We start from the raw sequence: 23962 nt of genomic DNA on the forward strand, positions 1-23962 counted from the left end.
ACCCGACGACATAGGCCCCGGAACGCCCAGCGCAACCCGTAGGCTAGCGCCCGAGGCTAAACTTTATCGACACCGGTCGCGCCCGACACCCGACGCCCCCTGACGGTCGATAGCTTTTGGTATAATGTGCGCCCTTGACTGTCGCGACGCCGGCTTTGGTGAAGACAAAGGGCGGATAGCTGACGATCGGCCGTGCCAGTGGGACCGAACCATCGGCACCGACATCGACTTCGCTAGTAGTCCAGCCTTCGAAGCCCCAGCGCTTGGCTTCCTCCGGGAATTCGCCACCAATCGACACCAACTTGGGCGCCGCGTCAGCCAGCGCACATTGTTCGCCATCGAGGCCGCTCTGTTCGAAGGCCAGCCGCGCTTCCTCGGTCTTGCCCTGCCGCGCATTAAGCGATGCGAGGCGGATCAGCGCGCCAATCTTGAACGCGTCGGTTGCCGGCAATTGCGGATCTTTCGCGACCGGTTCGACCAGCGCCTTCGCTTGGGTGATTTGCCCGCGCCCTAAACCATCAGCAAGCAATAGCCCGATGGCCGCCCTAGCGCGCGGATCGTCCTTATAAGGCGGTTTGGCCAGCAATGCCTTGAGGCCTGCCCAGTAAACGACCGCACGACGCCGCTCGGTGCCCGAGGTATCGAGCACACGAAGCTCCAGGCTCAACCGCGCCAGCGGTGGCGCCCGATCATCAAGCAATGCCAAGGCGCGCGTTGCATAGAGGTTGGCATCCTCGCGCGGCGCCATCGGGTTGGCGGCGAGCGATTTGAGCACGGCGATGAGCGGTGCGCCCCTAGCCTCACCCTTTTGTTCGAGTTGACCAAGTCGGGCCAGATCACGGCGCCACGCCATCGCCGCTACCACTTTGTCCGGCGCCGGGCTTCCCTGCTCGTCGAGCCATCGAACCAGCGCTGTTTCGACAAGCCCCCTAAGCGATGGGCGCGGAAAGGCTGTCGAACACCTCAGCTCGACGCGGGCCTTGTTACGGAAGAAGGCCGGGAGCGATTTCAGCATGTTGCGGTTGAACGACCAGTCGCGCGCCGCCCGTGCAAACGCCAAACCGGCGGCGCCGCCCCCAACCGCATAAATCGGACGACTTGACGAGATCGTGCCATCTTCGTTGATGTTAAACTCGACGACTGCCACATCGTCGGGATTCAACCCATCTTCAGCGCCACAAAAAGGCACCGGCATCTCTAACCCGCGCGCGAATTCCGTCGTGGATTGCCCGGCGCCGCTATAGGCAAGGAATTCACGCGCATCCTCGTCTTGGCCCGCGAGCAACATCGCGATGGCGGTGTCGGAGCGCGCAACCGCGTCATCAAGCCGGATCTTGCTGGTCGACAAACCGCCAAACGCCTTGACCGCAGCGCGTCCCGTTTTCGCCGCGTCGCGAAAGCGCCCCTGATTCAGAAGCAACTCGGTTTCAGTCACGAGGATATTGCCCTGGTCGCTGGGCGTCAGCGTCATCGTCGCGGCGAGTGCCTTCAGCTTGGCAAGCGACACTTCGGCCGCCGCAGGGTCGAGAAAAGTTTGTACCGTCGTCAATGACGTGAGCGCGGTCAGACGATCACCGTTGTCGGTGGCGCTTTCTCCGGCCTTGGTCAGGGCATCAGCGGCGGTCGCATAATCCAGCGCGCGATAGGCGATCAGCCCTCGCTCACGCTCGCCGAGGAAGCGGTCATCCGCAAGCGTCGCATCACTGGCGGGCAAGGCCGCTAGGCCAAGCCTAAGGACCTCGGCCGCCGCGTCATCTTGACCGAGACGACTAAGGACATAGCCCTTTCGAACGCGAATGATGGCAACGGCCCGCGCTGTCATGCGCGGACGGCGCTCGAGCGCTTCCCAAGCCGCCAAAGCTTCCGCCCATTCGCCTTTGGTCGTGAGTTCAGTCGCCGCCTCGAACGTCTGTTGGGTGGTCATCGCCGTTTTGGCGACAACCGGCGGTGGAACAACTTGCGCCATCGCCATTGATCCGCCCGTCGCCAGCGCGACGCCCGCCCACACTGTTCGCATCTCGCGATTCTCCTGCGTTGATTGGTGTTTTATGGTTCATTTACAGGAAATAAACAGCAAAAAAGGCGCCAGAGGATCTGTAAGCCGGGTTCTGTCCACCCCTTGCGGGGATAGGCGACCATTCCTCTAGGCCGATCCTTGCGGAACGGCTCAAGCAACCAACCCGGGCGACGGGCCGAAACGCGCCCTGAGCGCCGAAGCACTCGTGCCACCCCTATTCGGTCTTGCTCCCGGTGGGGTTTGCCATGCCGCGCCTGTTACCAGCCGCGCGGTGCGCTCTTACCGCACCCTTTCACCCTTACCCGCGGCTTGCGCCGGGGCGGTCTGCTCTCTGTGGCACTTTCCCTGGGGTCACCCCCGCCGGGCATTATCCGGCACCGTTGTCTCGTGGAGCCCGGACTTTCCTCGCGTGCGAAAACGCACCCGCGGCCGCCCGATCCTCTGGCCCGCCTGCCTTAGTCGTCCCCTTGAGGCTTTGGCAACAGCAGCGCGAGCAGGATCATCCGGCACTCGGCATCGATTTCGCCATCGATCAGCTCGGGGCGGAAGCGCCGCTGGAACGCCATGATCGCGGCCATCGGCTCAGTGACATCGTAACCGAAGCGTTCAAGCGCGAGCAGAAAGCCGGCTTCGCTCCACATCGGGTCCATCAAATTCTTGGTCGGGCGCGGCAGCGCGAGCCGCAGCCGGGCAAGCGAATGCCAGGGGAACAACTCGCCCGGATCGCGCTTGCGCGCGGGGGCGACATCCGAATGGCCGACGATATTGCCGCGCGTGATCGTGTAGCGCTCCTTGATCGACGCGACCAATGCGATCACCGACGCAATCTGTTCGTCGGGAAAAGGCCGATAGCCGAATTCATGGCCCGGGTTGACGATCTCGATGCCGATCGAGACGTCGTTGACGAGGTCCCAGTCGCGCCAATGCGATTTGCCCGCGTGCCATGCGCGCTTGTCCTCATCGACCAGCCGCAGCGTCACGCCGTCCTCGGCGACGACATAATGCGCCGACACCCTGGCCTCTGGGTCGCGCAGCCGGGCGATCGCCGATGGCGCGTCCTGCATGCCGGTATAATGCAGCACGATCATCGATATCGGTTGGAAACGATCGTCGAAATTGGGCGATGGCGCCGCGATGATGTCGAGCCCGGGGATGAGGATGGTCATGCCACCGCGCCGGCCTTTGCCGCCCAGATTGTTACGATCGCCCCCGCTTGCATCGCCATCGCTTCTCCGACAGGCAATAGTGCCAATGCTGGGGTGCCCAAATTAAGGACGCGGGTAAAGGCCGAAATATTTCACGCGGCGCGCGGGATGGCATTAGCCCGCAGCGCGGGCGCGCTTTGAGGCGGTCGGGGCAGGTTCGTAAAACCCCTTGGCGCGCATCGATGGAACGAAGAGGTCGCTCTGGCCGATGACGGTCTCGCCCGCGCCAAGCACCAGCAGCCCGTCCGGCCGGATCGCGCGCAAGAGCTGCTCGAACACCTGCTGTCGGACCATTGGCGACAAATAGAGCAGGATATTGCGGCACAGGATCAGATCGAATGGGCCAGGCGGCGGCGATTCGCCGACCAGATTATGCCGCCGATAGGTTACCCGCCGTACGAGGTCGGGCTTGGCGACCCATTCGGCCCCCACCGCATCGAACCAGGTAATCATGCGCCGCACGGGCAGGCCGCGCTGGATTTCGAATTGCGAATAACGCCCGGCGCGGGCACGCAGTATCGCGGCCTCCGAAACATCGGTTGCCAGAATTTCGGGCTCAAGGCCCCCGTGATTCAGCGTGCGCTCGGCGAACAGCATCGCCAGCGACAGGGGCTCCTGCCCCACCGAGCACGCTGCCGACCAGATGCGCGGACGCCGCCCGGGAGCCGCCGCGCCAATCGCATCAACGGCGACGCCCACCGCTTCAAGCACACCGGCATCGCGAAAGAAGGACGTTTCCTGATTGAGCAACGCATCAATCACGGCATCGCTGATCGATCCAGTTTGGTCCTTCAGCAATTCCGCCACCAAATCATCAAGTGTTTCCAGACCTCGCGCGCGCAACACCGGCTTGAGCGCGGTTTCGATCCGCCAGGTCCGGTTGGCGGCGATGCGCTGGCCGGTGCGCGCTTCGAGCAGTCCGGCGAGCACCGCCATCGCGGCGGTCTGTTTGGGTTGCAGGCGATCGGCGCCGATCATGATGGCCGCCGCTGGAGCGCGATCATCCGCCCGATTTCATAAGGCGGCAGTACTGCGTTGACCACGCCGGCGTTGATTACGGCACCGGGCATGCCCCACACGACCGAGCTTGCCTTGTCTTGCGCGACAAGCGCGGCGCCGCACAGCGCCAACCGGTTGGCACCGACCGCGCCATCGCGACCCATGCCGCTCAGGATCACGCCGAGCGCGCGCGCGCCATAGGTCGTCGCGACGCTTTCGAACATCGGATCGACCGAGGGCATGCAGCCGCTAGCGACCTTGGCAGTCGACAGCCGGATCGTCACCTGATCGGCGACGCGCGCGCAGCACAGATGGGCTTCACCCGGCGCAACGATGATCCGCCCCGGCTGCACCTTCATATGCTCGACCGCCACGTCGCAGGGTCGGCCCGCGAGCACCGCAATCTGGGCGGCGAAATAGGGCATGAAAGTTGGCGGCAGATGCTGGGTGATCAGGATCGGCAGTTGAAAGCTCGCCGGAATAGCCCGCAGCAACTGGCTGAGTGCGTGGATCCCGCCCGTCGAGGCACCAATTGCCACCACGTCGAAATCATTGGCGACGCTGGACGGGGCGACCGGCTTGGCAGCGGGCGCGCCGAAGCGCTCGTCGCCATCGATCAACCGGATCAGCTTTTCTTCGAGCAGATCGCCGAACTTGCCGACCAGATTGCCAATGCTGGGCTTTACCAAAGTGTCGGCAGCGCCAAGCGTCAGCGCCTGGATTGTTGCTGCAGCCCCTTCGGCGCAGGATGAGGAGACGATGATGACGCGGGCACCCTGCCCCGCCAGCAACAGATCAGGCAGCGCCGTCAACCCGTCAATGCCCGGCATTTCGATATCGAGCAGAATGATGTCGACGCGATTGGCCTGCAAAAAGGCCAGCGCGGCCTGCGCATCGGAGACGGCACCGGCGACGGCAAAGGCGCGATTGGCCTCGATCATTTTGCCGATGACAGCGCGCGCGACCACCGAATCGTCGACGATCAGGATGCGCGCTGGCGGTCGCGGCAACTGGGCGACGCTATGGGGTTGGGGCTTGGGGGCCATGATGCGGCTCCTGCTGCGCGCGATCAGGCCATACCGACGATTTGGAGCTTGCTCGCAAGGGTCTCGCGGTCGAACGGCTTCATGACATATTCGTCCGCACCAGCTTCGATCGCCGCGCGGATATAGGCCATGCCGTTTTCAGTGGTGCAGAATACCACCTTGGGGCGCTGGCTCACCTTGCTGTCACGCAGCGCGCGCAGGAAATCCATCCCGCTCATTACCGGCATGTTCCAGTCGAGCAGGATGACATCGGGGGCCGACGCAAGACAGGAGTCGAGCGCTTCCTGGCCATCGCCAGCCTCAGTCACGCGAAAATCGAGCGTCTCCAGGATATGCCGCGCAACCTTGCGGATAACCTTCGAATCGTCGACCACAAGGCAGGTTTTCATGAAATTTAACCCCGTTGAAATCCAGCATAACCGTGCCGCAAAAGCATGAGTATTGCGTTAATCTTGCCCATTACTCCGCGAGAACAGTGCCCGGAATGAGCAGGCGCAAGTCAATCGCCAGCACCGCATCACCATCGCGCTCGACCACGCCGCAAGCGACTCGCGCCCAGCCGCCGTCAAGCGCTACTCCGGCGGCGAATGGCAGGGTGGCGAAGGGCGCAACATCCTCGAGCGAATCGACCAGAACCGCGTAATGATGCCCATCGACCAGCGTGATCACTGCCCGTGCGGTCGGCTGACCCGATGGCGGCAATCCCAGCGCGGCACAGGTGTCGATCACCGTGACCACGCGGCTGCGCAACGCGGCGAGGCCGCGCACTTCCTGTCCGGCCCGCGGCACGGGGATGATCTCCCCGATGTCGACCACCGAATCGACCTGGTTCGAATCGATCGCGACCGTGCGTCCGGCGATCCGGGCAATCAGGAACAGATCGGCCATCATCCCACCCTTTTCGCGCAACGCGCGTCAAGCGCTTCGAGCACGGCAGCCCGATCGTAGCGATAAATGCTGTCGTTGCCGCCGGCGACATCGCGCCGCAACTTGAGGAGCGGTGCCTCCGGCAGCTGCGGCGGTGCTTCATCGGCCATGGCGAGGACCACGGCGGGCCGTTCATCCTTCGCCAGTGCCGTCGCGACGCGATAGCCCGAGGCTTCGAGGACCGGGCGCAGGAAGGTGTTCATCCAACCAAGTTCTGCCCCCGCGAGCAGGCACAGCGGCGGCTCTTTCGACGACGTGGCGGCATCGCCACAGGCAGCGAAAAGCCAGTGAATGTCGAGCACCTCGACCTGCTCGCCGTCGATCGACGTCACGCCGGCGATAAGTCCCGGTGTACTTGCGGCCAAAATGCCCTGATCGAGCGTCACAATGTCGAGCGCCTCGGCGATCACATAGCCAATTTCACTACACCCGTCGGCCATCCGGAGGACGCTGACTTCCTCATGGTCGAAGATCGATTGCATCGCATCGGGCGCGAGCGAGGTTGCCAGCGGTACGATCGCATCACCGACCGACAGCCGCAGCTTGCCCGCCGAGAAGCGTATGTCGACCGTGCGGGCCGGTTCGACGCGGTCGATCACCGCCAGCCGCGCCACGCGGCGCACGCCATCAAGATCGATGAACAGCAACGCAGTATCGGCGGGTGGCGCGAGTGCCGCGTCCTCGATCGTGTCATCGACCACCGCCGCCCGCCCGAACCTAAGGCCGGCCGCTGTGGCGATGCCCGCGCAATCGAGGAGCAGCATCGGACGGCCGCTGTCGGGAAGCGTCTGCCCGGCATAGAGCCCGGTTGACATCACCGCCGGCGGTGCAGGCTTGATGACCAATTCTTCGGTGTCGAGCACTTCCTCGACCGCCAGCGCATAGCTGCCACCAGCGACGCTGACGATCGCCAGCAGTCGCGGCTCCGGTGCCACTTCGGCCATGCCCAGCGTGGCACATAAATACACCAACGGCAGTCGACGATCACGGACATTGGCAATCGGCGTGTCACCGAGCATGTCAACGCGCACCGCATCGCCGCGCACCGTCACGATTTCCTCGATCGACTGACGCGAGATGGCAAAGCGCTGGCCATGCGCGCCGACCACGATCGTCGAGATGATCGACAGCGTCAGCGGGACATGGATCGCGATCACCAGTCCCTTGCCGGGGCTATTGCTCAGGTCGATTCGGCCGCCGATCTGTTCGATGTTCGCGCGGACCACATCCATGCCGACGCCGCGCCCGGAAATCGCGGTGACTTCGTTCTTGGTCGTGACGCCCGGTTCGAAGATCAGATCGAGCTTGGCGCAATCGGAAAGCGCGCGCAGTTGCGCTTCGCTGCGGTCGCCGCTCGACGCGAGCTTGCGGATCAGCCGCTCGACATCGATGCCGCGGCCATCGTCGGCGATCTCGATGATGATCTGATTGCCCGATTGGCGTGCCGATACCAGCAGCCGTCCGGTCTCGCGCTTGCCAGCAGCAACGCGCTCGGCGGCGGATTCAATGCCGTGGTCGACAGCGTTGCGGATGATGTGGACGAGCGGGTCGCGCATCATCTCGATCATTTCGCGGTCAAGCTCGACATCGGCGCCTTCGATCGTCAGCGACACCGTCTTGCCCAGCTCGGCAGCGGTATCGCGGACCATGCGCGGCAGCGCGGAAAACAGCGCATCGATCTTCTGCATGCGCGTCCGGGTGACCGTGTCGCGCATCTCGGCCACGGTGAGCGACAGCCGTTCGAGCGCCGATTCAATCGAAGGATCAATCGCTTCGTCGCGCAGTCGCCGTGCCAGCTCGTTGCGGGCGAGCACCATGTCGGACATGCCGCTCATCATCCGGTCGAGCAGATCGACGTTGAGCCGGACCGATCGAGTCGTCCCGCGCGACGCCTGATTGGCGGGTGTCGTCGATCCTTCGACCGCCGTAACGGCTGACCGCTCGGCCCCTTCGGCGAGCGCGGCGATCAGCAGATCCTCACCCGTATCGTCGAGCGCAGTGCCGACATCGATTGCTTCGATAATCTCACCGATTCGATCGACCACCGCCAGCACGGCATTCACCAGCGCAGTATCGGGCGTCCGGTCGCCGCTCCGCACCGCTGCCAGCACGTCTTCGGCGGCATGGCTCAATCGGCTGAGGCGCGGCAGATCGAGAAAGCCGCAGCTACCTTTCACCGTGTGGACGAAACGGAAAATCGCATCGAGGCGCTGGCGATCCGAAGGATCGGCTTCCCACATCACAATCTCGCCCGAGAGCGCTTCGAGCGTCTCGCGGGTTTCGGCGATGAATTCCTGAAGCAAATCGTCCATGGGCCCCCGGCCAACAATGCGGCGGGTCCACTAATGACGATCAGCGGTTAATTAGGAGTTTACCGGAGCCGGAAAGCGACCCCGAACAGCAGCACATCGGCATCGGGCGCCGAGACCTGCAGCGTGCCGCCGTTTTCGCCGACCAATGCGTGCACCAGATAGGCGGCCGCCGCGCGCGGTGTGATCACGGCATCGGCGCTCGTGCCTTCGAGTGCCTGGCGCAGTTCGGAGTCGAGCACGATGCGTGGCCCGTCGCCGCGCACCACAATCTCAACAGTATTGCCGCGCGTCTCAGCCCCGATATCGAGCTGCCCGCCACGCACGAGCGCATCGCCCGCGATCAGCGAGAGATTGAGCAGCACCTTGATCGCGGGCTTGGGGAGCACCGCGTCTTCGACCAGCCAGCCGAGCTTGACGCGGTGGTTGTCGCCGAACAGACCCTCAATCGCCGCCCGCGCCTCACGCGAGTCGACCGTCTCGCCAAAGCCGCCCGCCGCGCCGAAGGCGAGCCGGAAGAATTTCAGCTTGTTGGCCGATGCCTTCGCGCTCTCGCTCAACAATTCGAGGCAGCGCGCGCGCATTTCGGGGTCGGTCTCATCGGCGAGCAGCTCGAGCCCGTTGTTGAGCGCGCCAACCGGGCTCAGCAAATCGTGGCACAGGCGCGAGCACAACAGGCTGGCAAAATCGACCGGACTAATCGTCAATCATCATCTCCATCGTCATTTCTTTACCGACGTCTGACGCCGCCTACCCGTTCGGGTGCCTGCTTGCCAACCACCAAGTCAAATTGGAGCTGATCGAACCGCCCGTGGATCGCCCCCGAAGGCACAGCCCGAAACAACAAAGCTTCGCGCTGCGCCGCGATCAGCCATAATTTGCCGTCTGGTGCCGCGCAGGCGGCGTCGGTTTCTGACGGCATGGCGTCGCCACTTGGGTGGGTGTGATAATAGCCGAGCAGTTCGAGCCCCCCGCGCCTGCGCGCGGCGCGGTGCGCGGCGATTAGTGCGGCAGGGTCAATTTCGAAGGTCGTCGCGGGTGCGGCGGCGACATTGCGGGCGGGATCAGCGCGCAGCACCCTGTGCCCGCGCCCGCGCAACAGGCCGCATTGCTCGTCCGCACCGACGGTGACCAAGCGCATCAGTCCGGCGACCAGCGCGCTTGATATCTCGGGAACCGTTTCCATATCGGCGAAACAATGGACCGTGGGGGCGAAATCATTCAAGTGCAGATCGGCGGCGGTGCAGCAGGCCTGCGGCTCGATCGTGCACTGGCGGAGATGGTACCGCAGCTCTCACGCGAGCGCGTCAAGGCGCTGATCGCCAGCGGCCAGGTCGCCGATGCGCAGGGTAAGCCGTCGGTCGACCCCGCGCGCAAGGCGCTAGACGGTCAGGCATTTAGCGTAGCGCTGCCCGCACCCACCCCGCTCGGCAATGAAGCACAAGCGATCGCGCTCAGCATCGCCTATGAAGACGCGCATCTGATCGTCATCGACAAACCCGCAGGACTCGTCGTGCATCCGGCGGCGGGGCATTTCGACGGCACGCTGGTCAATGCGCTGCTCCACCACTGCGCCGGGCAGCTATCGGGCATCGGCGGTGTCGCGCGTCCCGGGATCGTCCACCGCATCGACAAGGATACGTCGGGGCTGCTGGTCGCGGCGAAATCCGATGTCGCGCACGAAGGCCTCGCGCGCCAGTTCGCCGCGCACTCGATCGACCGGCGTTACAAGGCGATCGTCGTTGGTCGTCCCAATCCACCGGAAGGCAAGGTCGACGCGCCGGTTGGCCGTTCGCCCGCCAATCGCAAGAAGATGGCGCTTGTCCCGGGCGGCAAACGCGCTGTTACCCATTATCGTCAGCTCCGGGCGCTACGCGACGCCGCACTGGTCGAGTGTCGACTCGAAACCGGTCGCACGCATCAGGTGCGCGTCCACATGGCGTCGATTGGCCACGGGCTGCTCGGCGACGGCGTCTATTCAAAGCCGATTCGTGCCCATCGTGCGCTACTGGAAACGCTCAATTTCAGGCGGCAAGCCTTGCACGCCGCCCGTTTGGGGTTCATTCATCCCGTAACAAGTATCGCTTTGTCGTTCGAAAGCGAAATGCCTGCGGATATGCAGGAACTTTTAGATACACTCAGTGACTAAGCCGACGAGTATCCAGCACGGCCATCTGTCGTGCCCACAGCCTCGTCCGAGACGAAAGGGATTCTGATCATGGCAGGCGGCAGCAACGTCCCGGCAACGATTCCGGCACTTGGCGGAGAGGCGAGCCTCAACCGCTATCTTTCGGAGATCAAGAAATTCCCGATCCTGTCGGCCGAGCAGGAATATATGCTTGCCAAGCGCTTCGAGGAGCATGGCGATACCGAAGCGGCGGCGCAGCTCGTCACCTCGCACCTGCGCTTGGTCGCCAAGATCGCGATGGGCTATCGCGGCTATGGGCTGCCGGTCAGCGAGCTGATTTCGGAAGGCAATATCGGCCTGATGCAGGGCGTGAAGAAGTTCGAGGCCGATCGCGGCTTCCGGCTCGCCACCTATGCAATGTGGTGGATCCGCGCGTCGATCCAGGAATTCATCCTGCGCAGCTGGTCGCTGGTGAAGATGGGCACGACGGCGGCACAGAAGAAGCTGTTCTTCAACCTGCGCCGGATGAAGGCCAAGCTCGACGCGTTCGACGATGGCGATCTGCGGCCCGAGGATCTCGCGAAGATCGCCAAGGACCTTGGCGTGACCGAGGCCGAAGTCACCAGCATGAACCGGCGCATGGCGCTCGGTGGCGACACCAGCCTCAACGTGCCAATGCGCGAGGATGGCGAAGGCCAGTGGCAGGATTGGCTCGCAGACGACTCACCGCTGCAGGACGCGGTGGTGGCCGAAGCGCAAGAAGCCGATGTCCGGCACACGATGCTCGTGTCGGCGATGGAAAGCCTCAACGAGCGCGAGAAGCACATCCTGACCGAGCGCCGCCTGACCGATGATCCGAAGACGCTCGAGGAATTGAGCCAAGTTTACGGCGTCAGCCGCGAACGCGTCCGCCAGATCGAAGTGCGCGCGTTCGAAAAGCTGCAAAAGGCCATGATGCGACTGGCCGGTGACGGCCGGTTGCTCGCGGCCTGAACGAAGCATAACGGCAGGGGCTTGCACTTCGCCCCCGCTTTGTGCGAGCCGATCCAACATGATCGGTCGCATCCTTCGCTGGAGCCTTCGCTTACTCCTCGGCTTTGTGGTGATTTCGGTCCTCTGGGTCGGGCTCTACCGCTTTGTCGCCCCGCCGATCACCTTCACGATGATCGGTGATGCGCTTGGCGGGCACAGCATCGACAAGCGCTGGCGGCCTTTGTCGCAAATCGACCCCAATATGGCGCGCGCGGTGATTGCGGGCGAGGATGCCCGCTTTTGCCAGCATAGCGGCTTCGACTATGAAGCGATCGTCAAGGCCTATGCCCGCACGCAGCGCGACGGGCGCGTGCGCGGTGGGTCGACGATCAGCCAGCAGACCGCGAAAAACGCCTTTCTGATCCAGGGCGGCGGCTTTGTGCGCAAGGGCTTCGAAGCCTGGTTCACGTTCCTGATCGAGATTTTGTGGGGCAAGCGCCGGATCATGGAAGTTTATCTCAACATCGCCGAAACGGGCATCGGCACCTATGGCGTCGACGCTGCCGCTGAGCGCTATTTCGGCCATGATGCGTCGCATCTCAGCCCCAGCGAAGCCGGGCGCATTGCCGCGGTACTCCCGCTGCCGAAAAAGCGCGCGGCTGTCGCGCCGCACGGCTTCACGCGGCGCCACGGCAACGCGATCACGCGCCGCGCCAGCGTGGTGCGGAACGACGGGCTCGACGCCTGCCTGCGCTAGGAAACCCGCTGCGGCAAGCCACGGCGACGGTCGGGCGATGCCCGCCGACCGCGCTGCGCTCAGAACGGCAGCTTGAAGCCCGGGGGCAGCGGCAGGCCGCTCGTCATTTTCGACATTTCAGCACTCGATGCCGCATCCGCTTTCGCGCGCGCGTCGTTGATCGCTGCCGCAATCAAGTCCTCGACAATCTGCTTTTCGTCGGGCGCGAGCAGCGAGGGATCGATGTCGACCGCAATGATCCGCCCCTTGGCCGAGGCGCGCACCTTGACCAGCCCACCGCCAGCAACCCCTTCGACCTCGATCGTATCGAGATTGGCTTGCGCCTTGGCCAGCTCGGACTGGACGTTTTGCGCCATCGCCAGCATATCTTCGATGCCCTTCATGCTTCACTCCGTTTGTTGAGGTCCCACCCGGTGATTTCGGCGTCGGGGAATGCCTGGAGCGCCGCCGCGACAACGGGCGTGCGCTTGACCCCGTCGAGCTCGTTCGCGCGCGCCGCCGCTTCGGCTTCGCGCACCGTCGGCGCACCCGGCACGTCTTCCAGCGCAACGCGCCACACCGTGCCGGTCAGCTCGCGCAAGGCATCGCCCAGATCGCGGACGAGTTCGGAAGGCACGGGCTTTGCTGAGCTCAGCACAATGTTGCCCGGTTCGAAGCGCACGAGCCGCGCCGTGAACCGCAGCTTTTCGGCCAGCCCAACGCGTTGCGCGCGGTCGATCAGCGCGAGCACCGCATCAAAGCTGTCGAGTGTTGCTGGAGCAGCTTGCGTCGCGGCGGGCGCGGCCGATGCTGGTGTGGGCGCGGGTGGCGCAGCATTCGCGGTGTGGTCGCCGCTAGAAAGCTGCCGAACCAGCTGGCCCGGGTCGGGCAGGCTCGCGGCATAGATCACCCGCAACAGCGCCATTTCGGTCGCCTCGATCGGCAGCGCCGCGCGCGCGACTTCGTCATGCCCCTTCAGCAGCAATTGCCACAGCCGGTGGAGCGCCGCGAAGGAAAGCGTCTCCGCCCAATCCGCGATCGCCGCGCGCTCTTCTGCCGATTGCGCCGCGTCAGTCGGCGTGCCGAGCTTGGCCAGCGTCACACCGTGCGTCGCCTCCAGCAGCGCGCGCAGCACCGCGAGCGGATCAACACCCAAATCATATTGCCGCCGCAGCGCCCCTAGCGCGCCGCGCCCGTCGCCCGCCAGCAACAGCCCGAACAGCGCGCGCGTCGCGCCGCGATCAGACAGGCCAAGCATGTCGCGCACGGTGTCCGCGCGAACGCCGCCGCCTTCGATCCCGGCATGCGCAATCGCCTGGTCGAGGATCGACAGCCCGTCACGCGCGCTGCCTTCCGCTGCGCGGGCAATCAGTGCCAGCGCTTCGGGCTCGGCCTCGACGCCTTCGAGCCGGCACACCTCCGCGAAATGCGCCGCGAGCTTGTCGGCGCCGATGCGCCGCAGGTCGAAACGCTGGCAGCGCGACAGCACTGTCACTGGCACCTTGTCGACTTCGGTGGTCGCGAGCAGGAATTTGACGTGCGCCGGCGGCTCTTCGAGCGTCTTGAGCAGCGCATTGAACGCGGGCTTCGACATCATATGGACTTCGTCGATGATGTACATTTTGTACCGCGCCGACACCGCCGCATAGCGCACCGCCTCGGTCATTTCACGGACATTGTCGACGCCATTGTTCGATGCGGCGTCGATTTCGATCACATCGATGTGGCGCCCTTCGGCGATGGCGCGGCAAGGCTCGCACACCCCGCACGGATCGATCGTCGGGCCGCCCTGCCCGTCCGGCCCGACGCAGTTGAGCGCCTTGGCGATTAGGCGCGCGGTCGATGTCTTGCCGACGCCGCGCACGCCGGTCAGCAGGAACGCATGCGCGAGCCGCCCGCGCTTGATCGCATTGCCCAGCGTCGTGACCATCGCGTCCTGCCCGATCAGCTGCGCGAAATTCTGCGGGCGGTATTTGCGCGCGAGGACGCGGTACGCCTCCGGCTTGGCGGGTTGCGGCGGCTCGCCGAGATCGAAGGAGGGCAGATCGAAGGAGTCGGACATTGCCGCCTATCTAGGCACGGATGCGGCGGATGTCGAAGGGGGTGTTGGTGGGCGGTGGAAGGGCGCCGCGGCAAAGCCGCGTCGTCGGACGGTGCTTTGCACCGCCGACCGCGCTTGCGCGTGTGCGCGGCGATGCGCCGCGTCTCGCGCGCTGCGCGGTGGGAGCCGGGACGACCCGTGGCGAAAATCGTTGTGGCTGCTTCCTTCCGGACCTGACCAGGTTGGCGACGGCTACGTCCGCCCGACTCCCGCGCGCCATATGGGGGAGTTGGGCGTTACGATCAAGTTACGTGCGTGCGGTAGCCGTCCTCAAGGCGCAAACGCTCAGCGGCCCTGCATATTTCTCGTCTCGGCCGGGATGCGCACTGTCAGTCCGTCGAGCGTTTCGTCCAGCCAGATCTGACACGCGAGCCGACTGTTGCGTGTGGCGCCGACCGCGAGGTCGAGCATATCCTCTTCTTCCTCGCGCGCGGGCTTGAGGCGAGCGAAGTCATTCGCTTCGACGATAACGTGGCAGGTCGAGCACGCCATCTGGCCCTCGCACGTGCCTTCGAGTGGCTGCCCATCGGCCTGCGCCACGTCCAGCAAACGGTCGCCGGGTTGCGCGGCGACCTCGCGCACCGTTCCGTCGGTGCCGATGAAGCGCACACAGATCATGCGAATGCCCTTTGCGCTTCGGCCGCAGCCTTGATCCGGTCAATCGCGGTCAACAATTCCTCCTCGGTGGTATAGCGGCCAAAGCCGATGCGGATGCTCGACCGCGCCTGCGCGTCGGTCAAGCCCAAGGCACGCAGAACATGGCTTGATCGCCCCGAGCCGCTGGCACAGGCGGAGCCCGCAGAAAAGGCGATATCGCGCAGATCGGACATCAGGCGCGCGACGTCGAGCCCCTCGCGGCGGATGTTGAGATTGCCGTGGTAGCGGTGGGTGGTTGAGCCGTTGATCGTCCAGCCGGCCCCCAAGCGTTCCACGGCAACGGCCCAGAGCTGCTCCACATGCGGCGCGTCGACCGCTTGTCGTTCCGCCATCAGGGCGGCCGCACGGCCAAAACCGGCGCAGAGCGCGGGCGACAGCGTCCCCGATCGTCCGCCCTCCTGATTGCCGCCATGCAGCAGCGGGACGAGTTCGACGCCGTTCCTAATCCAAAGCGCGCCGATGCCCTTCGGCCCATGAATCTTGTGCGCCGAAATCGCGATCAGATCGCATTGTTCGGGGATGGGGACACGGCCAAAGCCTTGTACGGCGTCGCACAGGAACAGCGCGCCTGCATTGTGCGCACGCCTGGCGACATCCGCAACGGGCTGGATGACCCCGATTTCGTTGTTAACGAGCATGGCGGCGACGAGCCCGACACCCGGCCGGATCACGGCATCGGCGGCGGTCAAGTCGACCACCCCGCTGGCGCCTACTGACAGCAAGGTACCGCCTCGCCCCGTCCGCGCTATCGCCTCGACGGTATCGAGCACAGCAGCATGTTCCGTCGCGATCGTGACGACTTCACCCGCAGTGCCCTTGATCGCCCAGTTGAGCGCCTCAGTCGCACCGGAGGTGAATACCACGCGCCCGCTGGGCGGTAACAGCGCGGCGACCTGATCACGCGCGACTTCGACCGCTGCCTTGGCCGCTCTGCCCGACGCATGCGACGAATGCGGATTGGCGTGGCTGTCGCGCAGCCAGGGCAGCATCGCCTCGAGCGCCTCGGGCGCGAGCGGTGTCGTCGCCTGATAATCGAGATAGATCATGCCGCCCGCCGCGCCGCGTCTTGCGCGACTTCGAGCCAAGCCTCGCGGAAGGCGTCGATTTCGGCAGGTGTCGTGTTCCAGCCGAAGCTGACGCGGATCGTGCGCGAGGCGGTGTCTTCGTCCACGCCGAACGCTTCAAGCGCGCGGCTGCGCTTGAGCGTGCCCGAGGAGCAGGCACTGCCCGCCGATACGGCAAAGCCCATTGCATCGAACCGGATCAACTGCGCGGCGGCGGAAAGATGCGGCATCGCGTACGCAGCGATGAACACACTTGTATTCGCGCCGCCGTTGATCAGCGCGCCACCACTATCCAGCACCGCGTCGGGTAGGGTGTAAATTGCGTCGCTTGTCGCATCGTCGAAACCATAGGGGCCGCTCTGGTCGATCGGTTCGATAGCCGCCGCAAAGCCGAGCGCGCCCGGTAAATTCTCGGTTCCCTGACGATAGCCGAATTCGTGTCCGCCAGTGGGTTCCACTGTCGAAAGGTCGCGGACCAGCAGCGCGCCGACTCCCGGCGGACCGCCCAGCTTGTGCGCGGATACGACGATCAAGTCGGCGTCGGGCAACGTGAACTTGCCCGCCGACTGAGCGCAATCGCTCAGCAACAAGCCGCCTTCCCCGCGCACCTGAGAGGCAAATTGATTGATGGACTGAATAGTACCTGTTTCGGAATTGACCTGCTGGACGGCGACAATTGTGCGGCCGCCACGCTTCAGCATCTGCGCCAGCGCATGACCGTCGACCAGTCCCTCTTTGACCGGCAACACCTCCGCCCCCGGCGCCGCCCGAAAAACCGCATCATGCTCCACCGCGCTCACGATCCGCCGCTCGACCTTCGCCCGATTGAGCGCAATCCACAAAGCTTCGCTCGCCCCGCTGGTGAAGATCAGCTCTCCCGTCCACCCCAGCGCTGCCTTTATCCGCGCCCGCGCTTCCTCCAGCGCCGCCAGTGCCGCGCGCCCCTCGGCATGCGGCGAACTCGGGTTCGCCCAGCGCGCCATGCCCTCCGCCACCGCCGCGATCGCTTCGGGGCGCATCGGCGTGGTCGCGGCGTGGTCGAGATAGATGCGCGGCTTCATGAAATTCCCGTACCGTGGCAGAATGATTGCGCCAAGGCGCGGCTTGCCTATATAGCGCGCCATCTTGCGCCGCGCGCGCTCCCGCTCTTTCCCAGGCAGGTACCATGCCCGAAGTCATTTTTCCCGGCCCCGATGGCCGTCTCGAAGGCCGTTTTGCGCCGCCGCCGCGCCCGCGCGCACCGGTCGCGATGATCCTGCATCCGCACCCCAGCTCGGGCGGCACGATGAACAACCGGATCGTGCAGGAGTTGTATCGCACCTTCCAGCGGCGCGGTTTCGCCACGCTGCGCTTCAATTTTCGCGGCGTCGGCAAGAGCCAGGGCACGTTCGACAATGGAGTCGGCGAGCTATCGGACGCGGCGAGCGCGCTCGATTGGGTGCAGAGCATTCACCCCGAAGCCTCGACCACCTGGATTGCGGGCGTCAGCTTTGGTGCGTGGATCGGCATGCAGCTGTTGATGCGCCGTCCGGAGATTCGCGGCTTCATCTCGATCGCGCCGCCGGCGAACATGTACGACTTCACCTTCCTCGCGCCTTGCCCGTCGTCTGGCATCATCATCCAGGGCGATGGCGACGAAGTCGTGACGCCGAGCGCGGTCCAGAAGCTCGTCGACAAGCTGCGCACGCAGCGTCACATCACGATCCACCACGACGTCATCCCGCGTGCGAACCATTTCTTCCAGGAAGAAATGCCCGAACTGATGCGCAGCGTGGATAACTACCTCGACATGCGGCTCGATCCGAATTCGCCGATCAAGTGAGGCGCGCGCAGATTTAGCGAAGCTAAATCTCGCACCTTTGCGCCTCACTCGGCCGGCGGCGCACTTCGCGCCGACCGACGGCATGGGCTCTGCCCATGCCCTGTGTAGATCGACGAACGGCATTTGTTGGAGAAACGGTCGGTCATACTACGCGCGCTGGCGTCAGCGGTCACGATAAGCCGAAGCAGACATATCCTGGCCTGACATCAGGGAACGCCACCCCCGACCGGCCTCGAGTGCGGCATCGTACGACCCGACCATCGGAGATTAGATTGTTTAAAACCAATCGAAAGCTTCCGTCGGTGTTAGCGTAATATACTTCGGTTGAGCATCCACGCGATCCACAGTCTGGTGAAGACATATAACGGACCACAACGTCTTCTAACCCATCAAAATTAAGATCACCGAATGCGACTTGCAGGCTATATTTTCGCCTGTACCGAGTCGGAGCGCACACTCGCCTTAATTTTGGTAATCCTCTGCGACATCCGCCGGGCACTGACATATAGGTGAAATCAATCGGGCGCCCTTGCATCGTGAAATGACCAGGCTTCCCGATGATGTGAGAGACGGCGAGCTCGAGCAGCGGCATGCCTTAAAGGTCGCATAGATGCATGCCGATTGCCATGGGCCGACTGAACACGGATTGTCCACAACCGGGGCTGCAGCTTCCTAATCTTCACACCGACCACACCAGCACATTCCCCACCAGCACCGCCGCCATCACCAGCAGCAGCGCGCCCTTCTTCCGGTCGCCGCCCTTGGCGATCATCCAGCCGCCGCCCAGCGCGCAGGCAAAGGCGCCGAGCATCGCGATCCCCAGCAACGCCGCCGCCGTCCCCTCGATCGGGCCCGGCATCACGTGCCCGCCAGCGCGGCGGCATAGGCGGCAAGATCGACATTGCCGCCCGACAGGATAACGAGCATCCCGTCGGCTGCCGCGACCTGACCCGTCAGCAGCGCGGCGAGCGCCACCGCCCCGCCGGGCTCGACCACCAGTCGCAAGGTGCTGGCCGCCCAACGTTGCGCGGTGCGAATTGCTTCCTCGCTCACAGCGACGCCGCGCACCCCACGCTGCGACAGCACTTCGAATGTCAGCGGCGAAACTTCGGGGGTTTGCAGCGAATCGCACGCCGTGCGCGGCGGATTGGGGCCGACCGGCTCGATTCGCCCGGCCGCGAGCGATCGCGCCATGTCGTCCCACCCTTCGGGCTCGGCCACCGTGATCGTGGCGCCGGGCAGCGCCAGGGCGATGCCGGCCGCCAGGCCGCCCCCACCACAGGGCACCACGACCGCCTGCGGCCTGCCAAGGCCGAGCGCTTCCATCTGCGCGCTCGCCTCGATCGCGCAGCTCCCCTGCCCTTCGATGATCCACGGATCGTCGAAGCTCGGCACCAGCACCGCGCCGCGCGCTGCCGCCAACGACGCCGCGATCTTCTCGCGCGATTCGGTCGCGCGGTCGTAGCTCACGATTTCGGCGCCCAGCGCGAGCGTGCCTTCGCGCTTGGCCGCCGGCGCGTCGCTCGGCATCACGATGAGCGCGGGCATCCCCAGCTTTTTCGCGGCCCAGGCGATGCCTTGCGCATGATTGCCCGACGAGAAGGCCACCACCCCGCGCGCGCGCATTTCTGGCGCAATTGCGGTGAGCCTATGCCACGCCCCACGCAGTTTGAAGGCCCCGATCGGGTGCAGGCATTCGGCCTTGAAAGCGACCTCTATCCCGTTGATCGGATGCGTGAACATGGGTGAGAAAGGCACTGCCTTGGCGACCTTGGCAGCGGCATCGCGCACCCCCGCGCGGGTCGGTTGTCGCAAAATTGTCATATAAACTTCGCCGACCCTCCAAAAACTTATTTACACTTTAATGCTTCAACCCTACATGCGCCTTCCGCTGCCCCATGGGACTTCCAACCGCAAGGCAGCTTTTTTCAACGTTTGCCTAACGGCATTTGGAGGTCCCTTGAGTTGCACAAGCATCATAGCGCGCTGGGGTTAGCTGACACCCCGTTCGATTCCGCCATCGGAATTGCTCTCGCTCGGCGTCCGGTTCAGCCGGTAACGCTCGTTCGTCCCCACGCCGCTGCGCGTGCCGCCCGATTCTTCGTTGAGAAGTTTCCGGGCCGCTCGATGTATGCGGTGAAGGCGAATCCCTCGCCGGATCTGCTGAAGGTCCTGTGGGAGAGCGGCATCACCCATTACGACGTCGCCTCGATCGGCGAGGTCCGGCTGGTTGCGGAAACGCTGCCGGATGCGACCCTGTGCTTCATGCACCCGGTCAAGGCGCCCGAAGCGATTGCCGAGGCGTATCACACGCACGGCGTGCGGGTGTTCTCGCTCGACAGCCTCGAAGAGCTGACGAAGATCATGGACGCGACCGATGACGCGACTGATCTTACGCTCTGCGTCCGGCTGCGCGTGTCGTCGGAGCATTCGAAGCTGAGCCTTGCGTCGAAGTTCGGGGCTGCACCAGGTGAGACCAAGGAATTGCTGTTCGCTGCCCGTCAGGCAGCCGATGCGCTCGGTATCTGCTTCCATGTCGGTTCGCAGGCAATGACGCCTGAGGCCTATGCCAACGCAATCGAGCGCGTCCGCGCGGCGATCGTCGAGGCTGGTGTCACCGTCGACGTCGTCGATGTCGGCGGGGGCTTCCCTTCGTCCTACCCCGGCATGGAGCCGCCGCCGCTCGAGCGCTACTTTGCGACGATCCACCGCGCGTTCGAAAGCCTGCCGATTTCCTATTCGGCCGAGCTTTGGGCAGAGCCGGGTCGGGCGTTGTGCGCCGAGTACAGCTCGCTGATCGTGCGGGTGGAGCGTCGCCGTGGCGATGAGCTCTACATCAACGACGGTGCTTACGGCGCGTTGTTCGATGCCGCACATCTCGGCTGGCAATTTCCGGTGCGGTTGCTCCGGGAGCCCGATTCGAACGCACGCGACATGGACTTCAGCTTCTACGGGCCAACCTGTGACGATATGGATCACATGGCTGGGCCGTTCCCGCTGCCGGCCGACACGCGCGCGGGTGATTACATCGAGATCGGGATGCTCGGCGCGTACGGCGCTGCGATGCGGACCGGTTTCAACGGCTTCACCAATGGCGAGACGGTGATCGTCGACGATGAGCCTATGGTGTCGCTCTATGCGGCACCGGCCCGCCGGGTCGCGAGCGGCAACGTCGTCACGCTGTAACACAAGCGTAGCAATGCAACACTCTCACCCCTCCCGCTCGCGGGAGGGGCCGGGGGTGGGCATTGCCATTTTGATGCCTCGCCGCTGGCAAATGACATTCCACCCCTAACCCCTCTCCCACGCAGGAGGGGGATATGGAGACCAAAATGACCGACACTGCCCTTTCGAACCGCAAGGCCGAGCTGCTTTCGACCAAGGTCGAGCATATCGACATCACCAGCTTTGATGCGCGCCCGATCATCGAGTCGATGGGCAAGATGAGCTTCACCAGCCGCGATCTCGCGCGCGCGACCGGTATCTACAACCAGATGCTCGCCGATCCCGATTGCACGATCTGCCTGGTGATCGCCGGGTCGACCTCGGCGGGCGGGTGCATGGACCTTTATGCCGAGCTGGTGCGCTCGAACATGGTCGATTGCGTGATCGCCACGGGCGCGACGATCGTCGACATGGATTTCTTCGAAGGGCTCGGCCACAAACATTATCAGGCATTGGAAGTGCCCGACGACGATACGCTGCGCTCGCTCTACATTGATCGCATCTACGACACTTATATCGACGAAGAGCAGTTGCAGGATTGCGACCACACGATCCTTGAGATCGCGAATTCGCTCGAGCCGCGCCCTTATTCGAGCCGGGCGTTCATCCGTGAGATGGGCAAATACCTCGTCGAGCATGGCAAGAAGGACAACAGCCTCGTCAAGCTCGCGTACGAGCATGACGTGCCGATCTTCTGCCCGGCATTCGTCGACAGCTCGGCGGGCTTTGGCCTCGTCAAGCATCAGGTCGACCGCGCCAAGGACGGCAAGCCGTACATGGTGCTCGACGCCATCGCCGATTTCCGCGAGCTGACCGACATCAAGATCAAGGCGGGCACCACCGGCCTGCTGATGATCGGCGGCGGCGTGCCCAAGAACTTCATTCAGGACACCGTCGTCTGCGCCGAAATTCTTGGCCACGAAGACGTCGAGGTCCACAAATATGCGGTGCAAATCACCGTCGCCGATGTCCGCGACGGCGCGTGTTCGTCGTCGACGCTGCAGGAAGCGGCGAGCTGGGGCAAGGTCAACACCGGCATCGAGCAGATGGTCTTCGCCGAGGCCGGTTCGGTGATGCCGCTGCTCGCCAGCGACGCCTATCACCGTGGCCATTGGAAAACCCGCACCAAGCGCGCCTGGGGCAAGCTCTTCGCCTGATGGCGAAGGACAACGAACGCTTCGAGCGCCATCGCCAGCCTTGGACCACCGACGAGGTGCAGAAACTGCACCAATTCGCCAAGAAGGAGATGGCGCTGAAAGCCATCGCCAAGGCGCTCAAGCGCAGCGAGGAATCGGTGCGTGATCGCGCCAAGGCCGACGGGCTGACGATCGCCAAGCTGCGCTGAAGTGCTCAGACCGCGCGCATGGCATGGGCATCAAGCGCGGCCGTCAAGGCCGCGATCAACGCGCGCTCGGTATCGCTCAGATACGGGTTCCAGATATCCAGGATCAGGATGGCGCGATCTCGGTCGCTCCGGTTCCACGCCTCATGGTCGATGGTATCGTCGAAGGCGAAGGCCTTCCCGGGTCGCCATTGCACCGTCGAGGCGCCGACCCGGAAGCCGCAATCTGGCGGCACGATCAGCGGAAGGTGGACTACTGCGCGTACATTGCTAACGCCCGTATGCGGCGGGATGTGGGCGCCAGCTCTCAGAATCGAGAAGAACGCCGCTGGCCCGCGGCCCGGCAGATCAAGCATCGGCAGCGCATCAAGCACTGCGGCAGTCGCCGGACAGCGCGCGCAAGCACCGGCTTGTCGCTCGCCATCTTTCCACAGGAAGAACGCGCTCCATTCGGGCGATCTGTTAAGATCTTCCCACTGGTTGGTCGGAATCCCGGGCGCGATGTCGACATAGGGGACGAAGTCGGCAGCGCCTTGATCAATCAGCGCACGAAATTCGTCGATTATCATCGCTGTAGCGGCTTCGAGGCGATCGAGCCAAGGCACCATGTCACGCGCGAAAAATTCGGCCACCGGCAATCCTGGATACAGAAGTCCGGTAGGCTGGGGATAGAAAACCCGTCGCCTGCCCAGCACCACATCGACGCAATGGTCAAAGCGGCTTGCCGCCGCATCGGCGACCTGGCCACGCAGATCGCGGAGCGAAATCGACAAGCTTTGCGCGAGTCTGGCTTGATCGGCGGCGATATACCGGCGTGCGTGCCGCAGCACGTCCGCCAAGCCGGGGGGTATTTGGGTATTGTCACCGACGATGTTGAGCACGGCACCATAGGTCGCAAGCGCTCGACGATCACCTGACTGCTCGAGCAATTGGGCCTTCTGAACGAGTGCCGGAAGCAGATAGGGATCGATGACAAGTGATCGCTCTAAACTCTCTAGCTGGCCCTCGGCGTCGCCTAGCAAGCGTTGTGCGGTCGCCAAATTGAGCCACAGCGGCGCCGCCGCAGGGTCGAGCGCGACGGCTTGACGAAATGTCGCTGCCGCTGCCGACGGATCGCGCGCTGCGAGCCGGTTGAGACCGATCGCGTTCAGCAATTTGGGTTGCCCGGGCGACCTTCCCAGCGCACCTTCCAGCACCTGAAGCGCCGATCCAAGACGACCCGCCGTTTCCTCGGCCGCTGCCGCTGCCAATATGCTCTCGACAGGGTTGTCCGGGACGCTGATGATCGGCCTCCATGTTCCGGCGTGTGGTCAACGATGACGACGGAGGCGTAATGTTCTGCCCGCGATCGTGCAAGCGGTCGTGGTTGTCGCGGGACCAGTCGGCTGCTACCAGCGCGCTACTTAAGGAAC

The 23962-nt window shown here is 64.2% G+C and carries 24 protein-coding genes and 2 other RNA genes; 7 read left to right on the forward strand and 19 right to left on the reverse strand.

Features of this window, described 5'->3' with window-relative positions; genetic code table 11:
• Positions 1-43: 43 nt before the first annotated feature.
• The 10 genes from K2W81_RS03325 to K2W81_RS03370 all read right to left on the reverse strand — a co-directional run bounded on the left by K2W81_RS03325 (position 44) and on the right by K2W81_RS03370 (position 9644).
• Positions 44-2017, reverse strand: coding sequence for a hypothetical protein (locus K2W81_RS03325; protein ID WP_294101311.1), 1974 nt, complete (start codon positions 2015-2017; stop codon positions 44-46).
• Positions 2018-2081: 64 nt separating this feature from the next.
• Positions 2082-2462, reverse strand: an RNA gene (gene rnpB / locus K2W81_RS03330) — RNase P RNA component class A.
• Positions 2463-2472: 10 nt separating this feature from the next.
• Entirely contained in the window at positions 2473-3183 is a 711-nt protein-coding gene (locus K2W81_RS03335) for an N-acetylmuramoyl-L-alanine amidase (protein ID WP_294101313.1), read from the reverse strand.
• A gap of 153 nt (positions 3184-3336) precedes the next feature.
• Positions 3337-4200, reverse strand: coding sequence for a protein-glutamate O-methyltransferase CheR (locus tag K2W81_RS03340; RefSeq protein ID WP_294101315.1), 864 nt, complete (start codon positions 4198-4200; stop codon positions 3337-3339).
• A complete protein-coding gene (gene cheB, locus K2W81_RS03345; RefSeq protein ID WP_294101317.1) occupies positions 4197-5267 on the reverse strand; it encodes a chemotaxis-specific protein-glutamate methyltransferase CheB in 1071 nt (356 codons plus the stop codon). Before cheB ends, K2W81_RS03340 begins: the two co-directional genes overlap by 4 nt.
• A gap of 23 nt (positions 5268-5290) precedes the next feature.
• A complete protein-coding gene (locus tag K2W81_RS03350; protein WP_294101323.1) occupies positions 5291-5656 on the reverse strand; it encodes a response regulator in 366 nt (121 codons plus the stop codon).
• 70 nt (positions 5657-5726) lie between these two features.
• Complete coding sequence (locus tag K2W81_RS03355) at positions 5727-6155, reverse strand: chemotaxis protein CheW (RefSeq protein WP_294101327.1); 429 nt, start codon at positions 6153-6155, stop codon at positions 5727-5729.
• Positions 6155-8506, reverse strand: coding sequence for a chemotaxis protein CheA (locus tag K2W81_RS03360; RefSeq protein ID WP_294101328.1), 2352 nt, complete (start codon positions 8504-8506; stop codon positions 6155-6157). Before K2W81_RS03360 ends, K2W81_RS03355 begins: the two co-directional genes overlap by 1 nt.
• Before the next feature lie 59 nt (positions 8507-8565).
• Positions 8566-9210, reverse strand: coding sequence for a histidine phosphotransferase family protein (locus K2W81_RS03365; RefSeq protein ID WP_294101329.1), 645 nt, complete (start codon positions 9208-9210; stop codon positions 8566-8568).
• 23 nt (positions 9211-9233) lie between these two features.
• Entirely contained in the window at positions 9234-9644 is a 411-nt protein-coding gene (locus tag K2W81_RS03370; protein WP_294101531.1) for a Mov34/MPN/PAD-1 family protein, read from the reverse strand.
• Between the two features lie 57 nt (positions 9645-9701).
• Between K2W81_RS03370 and K2W81_RS03375 the strand changes: the two genes are divergently transcribed.
• From K2W81_RS03375 to mtgA, 3 genes are all read left to right on the forward strand, one after another.
• Positions 9702-10652, forward strand: a complete 951-nt coding sequence (locus K2W81_RS03375; RefSeq protein WP_294101330.1) for an RluA family pseudouridine synthase — start codon at positions 9702-9704, stop codon at positions 10650-10652.
• Between the two features lie 69 nt (positions 10653-10721).
• Positions 10722-11624, forward strand: a complete 903-nt coding sequence (gene rpoH / locus K2W81_RS03380; protein WP_294101332.1) for an RNA polymerase sigma factor RpoH — start codon at positions 10722-10724, stop codon at positions 11622-11624.
• Between the two features lie 61 nt (positions 11625-11685).
• Positions 11686-12360 carry a monofunctional biosynthetic peptidoglycan transglycosylase gene (mtgA, locus tag K2W81_RS03385; protein ID WP_294101533.1) on the forward strand — a complete coding sequence of 225 codons (675 nt, stop codon included), beginning with the start codon at positions 11686-11688 and terminating at the stop codon, positions 12358-12360.
• A 59-nt stretch (positions 12361-12419) separates the two neighbouring features.
• Here the strand turns inward: mtgA and K2W81_RS03390 are convergent, their stop codons facing one another.
• From K2W81_RS03390 to K2W81_RS03415, 6 genes are all read right to left on the reverse strand, one after another.
• Positions 12420-12743 (reverse strand): YbaB/EbfC family nucleoid-associated protein, encoded by a 324-nt coding sequence (locus K2W81_RS03390; protein ID WP_294101334.1) that lies wholly within the window; start codon positions 12741-12743, stop codon positions 12420-12422.
• Entirely contained in the window at positions 12740-14401 is a 1662-nt protein-coding gene (locus K2W81_RS03395) for a DNA polymerase III subunit gamma/tau (protein ID WP_294101337.1), read from the reverse strand. The genes K2W81_RS03390 and K2W81_RS03395 overlap by 4 nt, the downstream gene beginning before the upstream one ends.
• A gap of 156 nt (positions 14402-14557) precedes the next feature.
• Positions 14558-14652, reverse strand: an RNA gene (ffs, locus tag K2W81_RS03400) — signal recognition particle sRNA small type.
• A 73-nt stretch (positions 14653-14725) separates the two neighbouring features.
• Positions 14726-15058, reverse strand: coding sequence for a 2Fe-2S iron-sulfur cluster-binding protein (locus tag K2W81_RS03405; protein WP_294101339.1), 333 nt, complete (start codon positions 15056-15058; stop codon positions 14726-14728).
• Complete coding sequence (locus K2W81_RS03410; protein WP_294101340.1) at positions 15055-16143, reverse strand: cysteine desulfurase family protein; 1089 nt, start codon at positions 16141-16143, stop codon at positions 15055-15057. Before K2W81_RS03410 ends, K2W81_RS03405 begins: the two co-directional genes overlap by 4 nt.
• On the reverse strand, positions 16140-17222 hold the full coding sequence (locus K2W81_RS03415; protein WP_294101342.1) for an aminotransferase class V-fold PLP-dependent enzyme: 1083 nt from the start codon (positions 17220-17222) through the stop codon (positions 16140-16142). Before K2W81_RS03415 ends, K2W81_RS03410 begins: the two co-directional genes overlap by 4 nt.
• Before the next feature lie 104 nt (positions 17223-17326).
• Between K2W81_RS03415 and K2W81_RS03420 the strand changes: the two genes are divergently transcribed.
• Positions 17327-17983 carry an alpha/beta hydrolase gene (locus K2W81_RS03420; RefSeq protein WP_066652352.1) on the forward strand — a complete coding sequence of 219 codons (657 nt, stop codon included), beginning with the start codon at positions 17327-17329 and terminating at the stop codon, positions 17981-17983.
• Positions 17984-18662: 679 nt separating this feature from the next.
• On the opposite strand, the gene K2W81_RS03425 is transcribed toward K2W81_RS03420, so the two are convergent.
• Complete coding sequence (locus K2W81_RS03425) at positions 18663-18842, reverse strand: hypothetical protein (protein ID WP_294101346.1); 180 nt, start codon at positions 18840-18842, stop codon at positions 18663-18665.
• Positions 18842-19807, reverse strand: a complete 966-nt coding sequence (locus K2W81_RS03430; protein WP_294101348.1) for a threonine/serine dehydratase — start codon at positions 19805-19807, stop codon at positions 18842-18844. Before K2W81_RS03430 ends, K2W81_RS03425 begins: the two co-directional genes overlap by 1 nt.
• A gap of 195 nt (positions 19808-20002) precedes the next feature.
• Here K2W81_RS03430 and K2W81_RS03435 point away from each other — a divergent pair, with 195 nt between their 5' ends.
• The 3 genes from K2W81_RS03435 (at position 20003) to K2W81_RS03445 (ending at position 22553) form a co-directional block, all read left to right on the forward strand.
• Positions 20003-21169, forward strand: coding sequence for a type III PLP-dependent enzyme (locus tag K2W81_RS03435; RefSeq protein WP_294101534.1), 1167 nt, complete (start codon positions 20003-20005; stop codon positions 21167-21169).
• 146 nt (positions 21170-21315) lie between these two features.
• Entirely contained in the window at positions 21316-22365 is a 1050-nt protein-coding gene (locus K2W81_RS03440; protein WP_294101351.1) for a deoxyhypusine synthase, read from the forward strand.
• Positions 22365-22553, forward strand: a complete 189-nt coding sequence (locus K2W81_RS03445) for a hypothetical protein (protein WP_294101354.1) — start codon at positions 22365-22367, stop codon at positions 22551-22553. The genes K2W81_RS03440 and K2W81_RS03445 overlap by 1 nt, the downstream gene beginning before the upstream one ends.
• Before the next feature lie 5 nt (positions 22554-22558).
• Here the strand turns inward: K2W81_RS03445 and K2W81_RS03450 are convergent, their stop codons facing one another.
• A complete protein-coding gene (locus tag K2W81_RS03450; RefSeq protein WP_294101356.1) occupies positions 22559-23800 on the reverse strand; it encodes an aspartyl/asparaginyl beta-hydroxylase domain-containing protein in 1242 nt (413 codons plus the stop codon).
• Positions 23801-23962: the final 162 nt, after the last annotated feature.

The organism is Sphingomonas sp., assembly GCF_019749955.1.
GTDB lineage: Bacteria > Pseudomonadota > Alphaproteobacteria > Sphingomonadales > Sphingomonadaceae > Sphingomonas.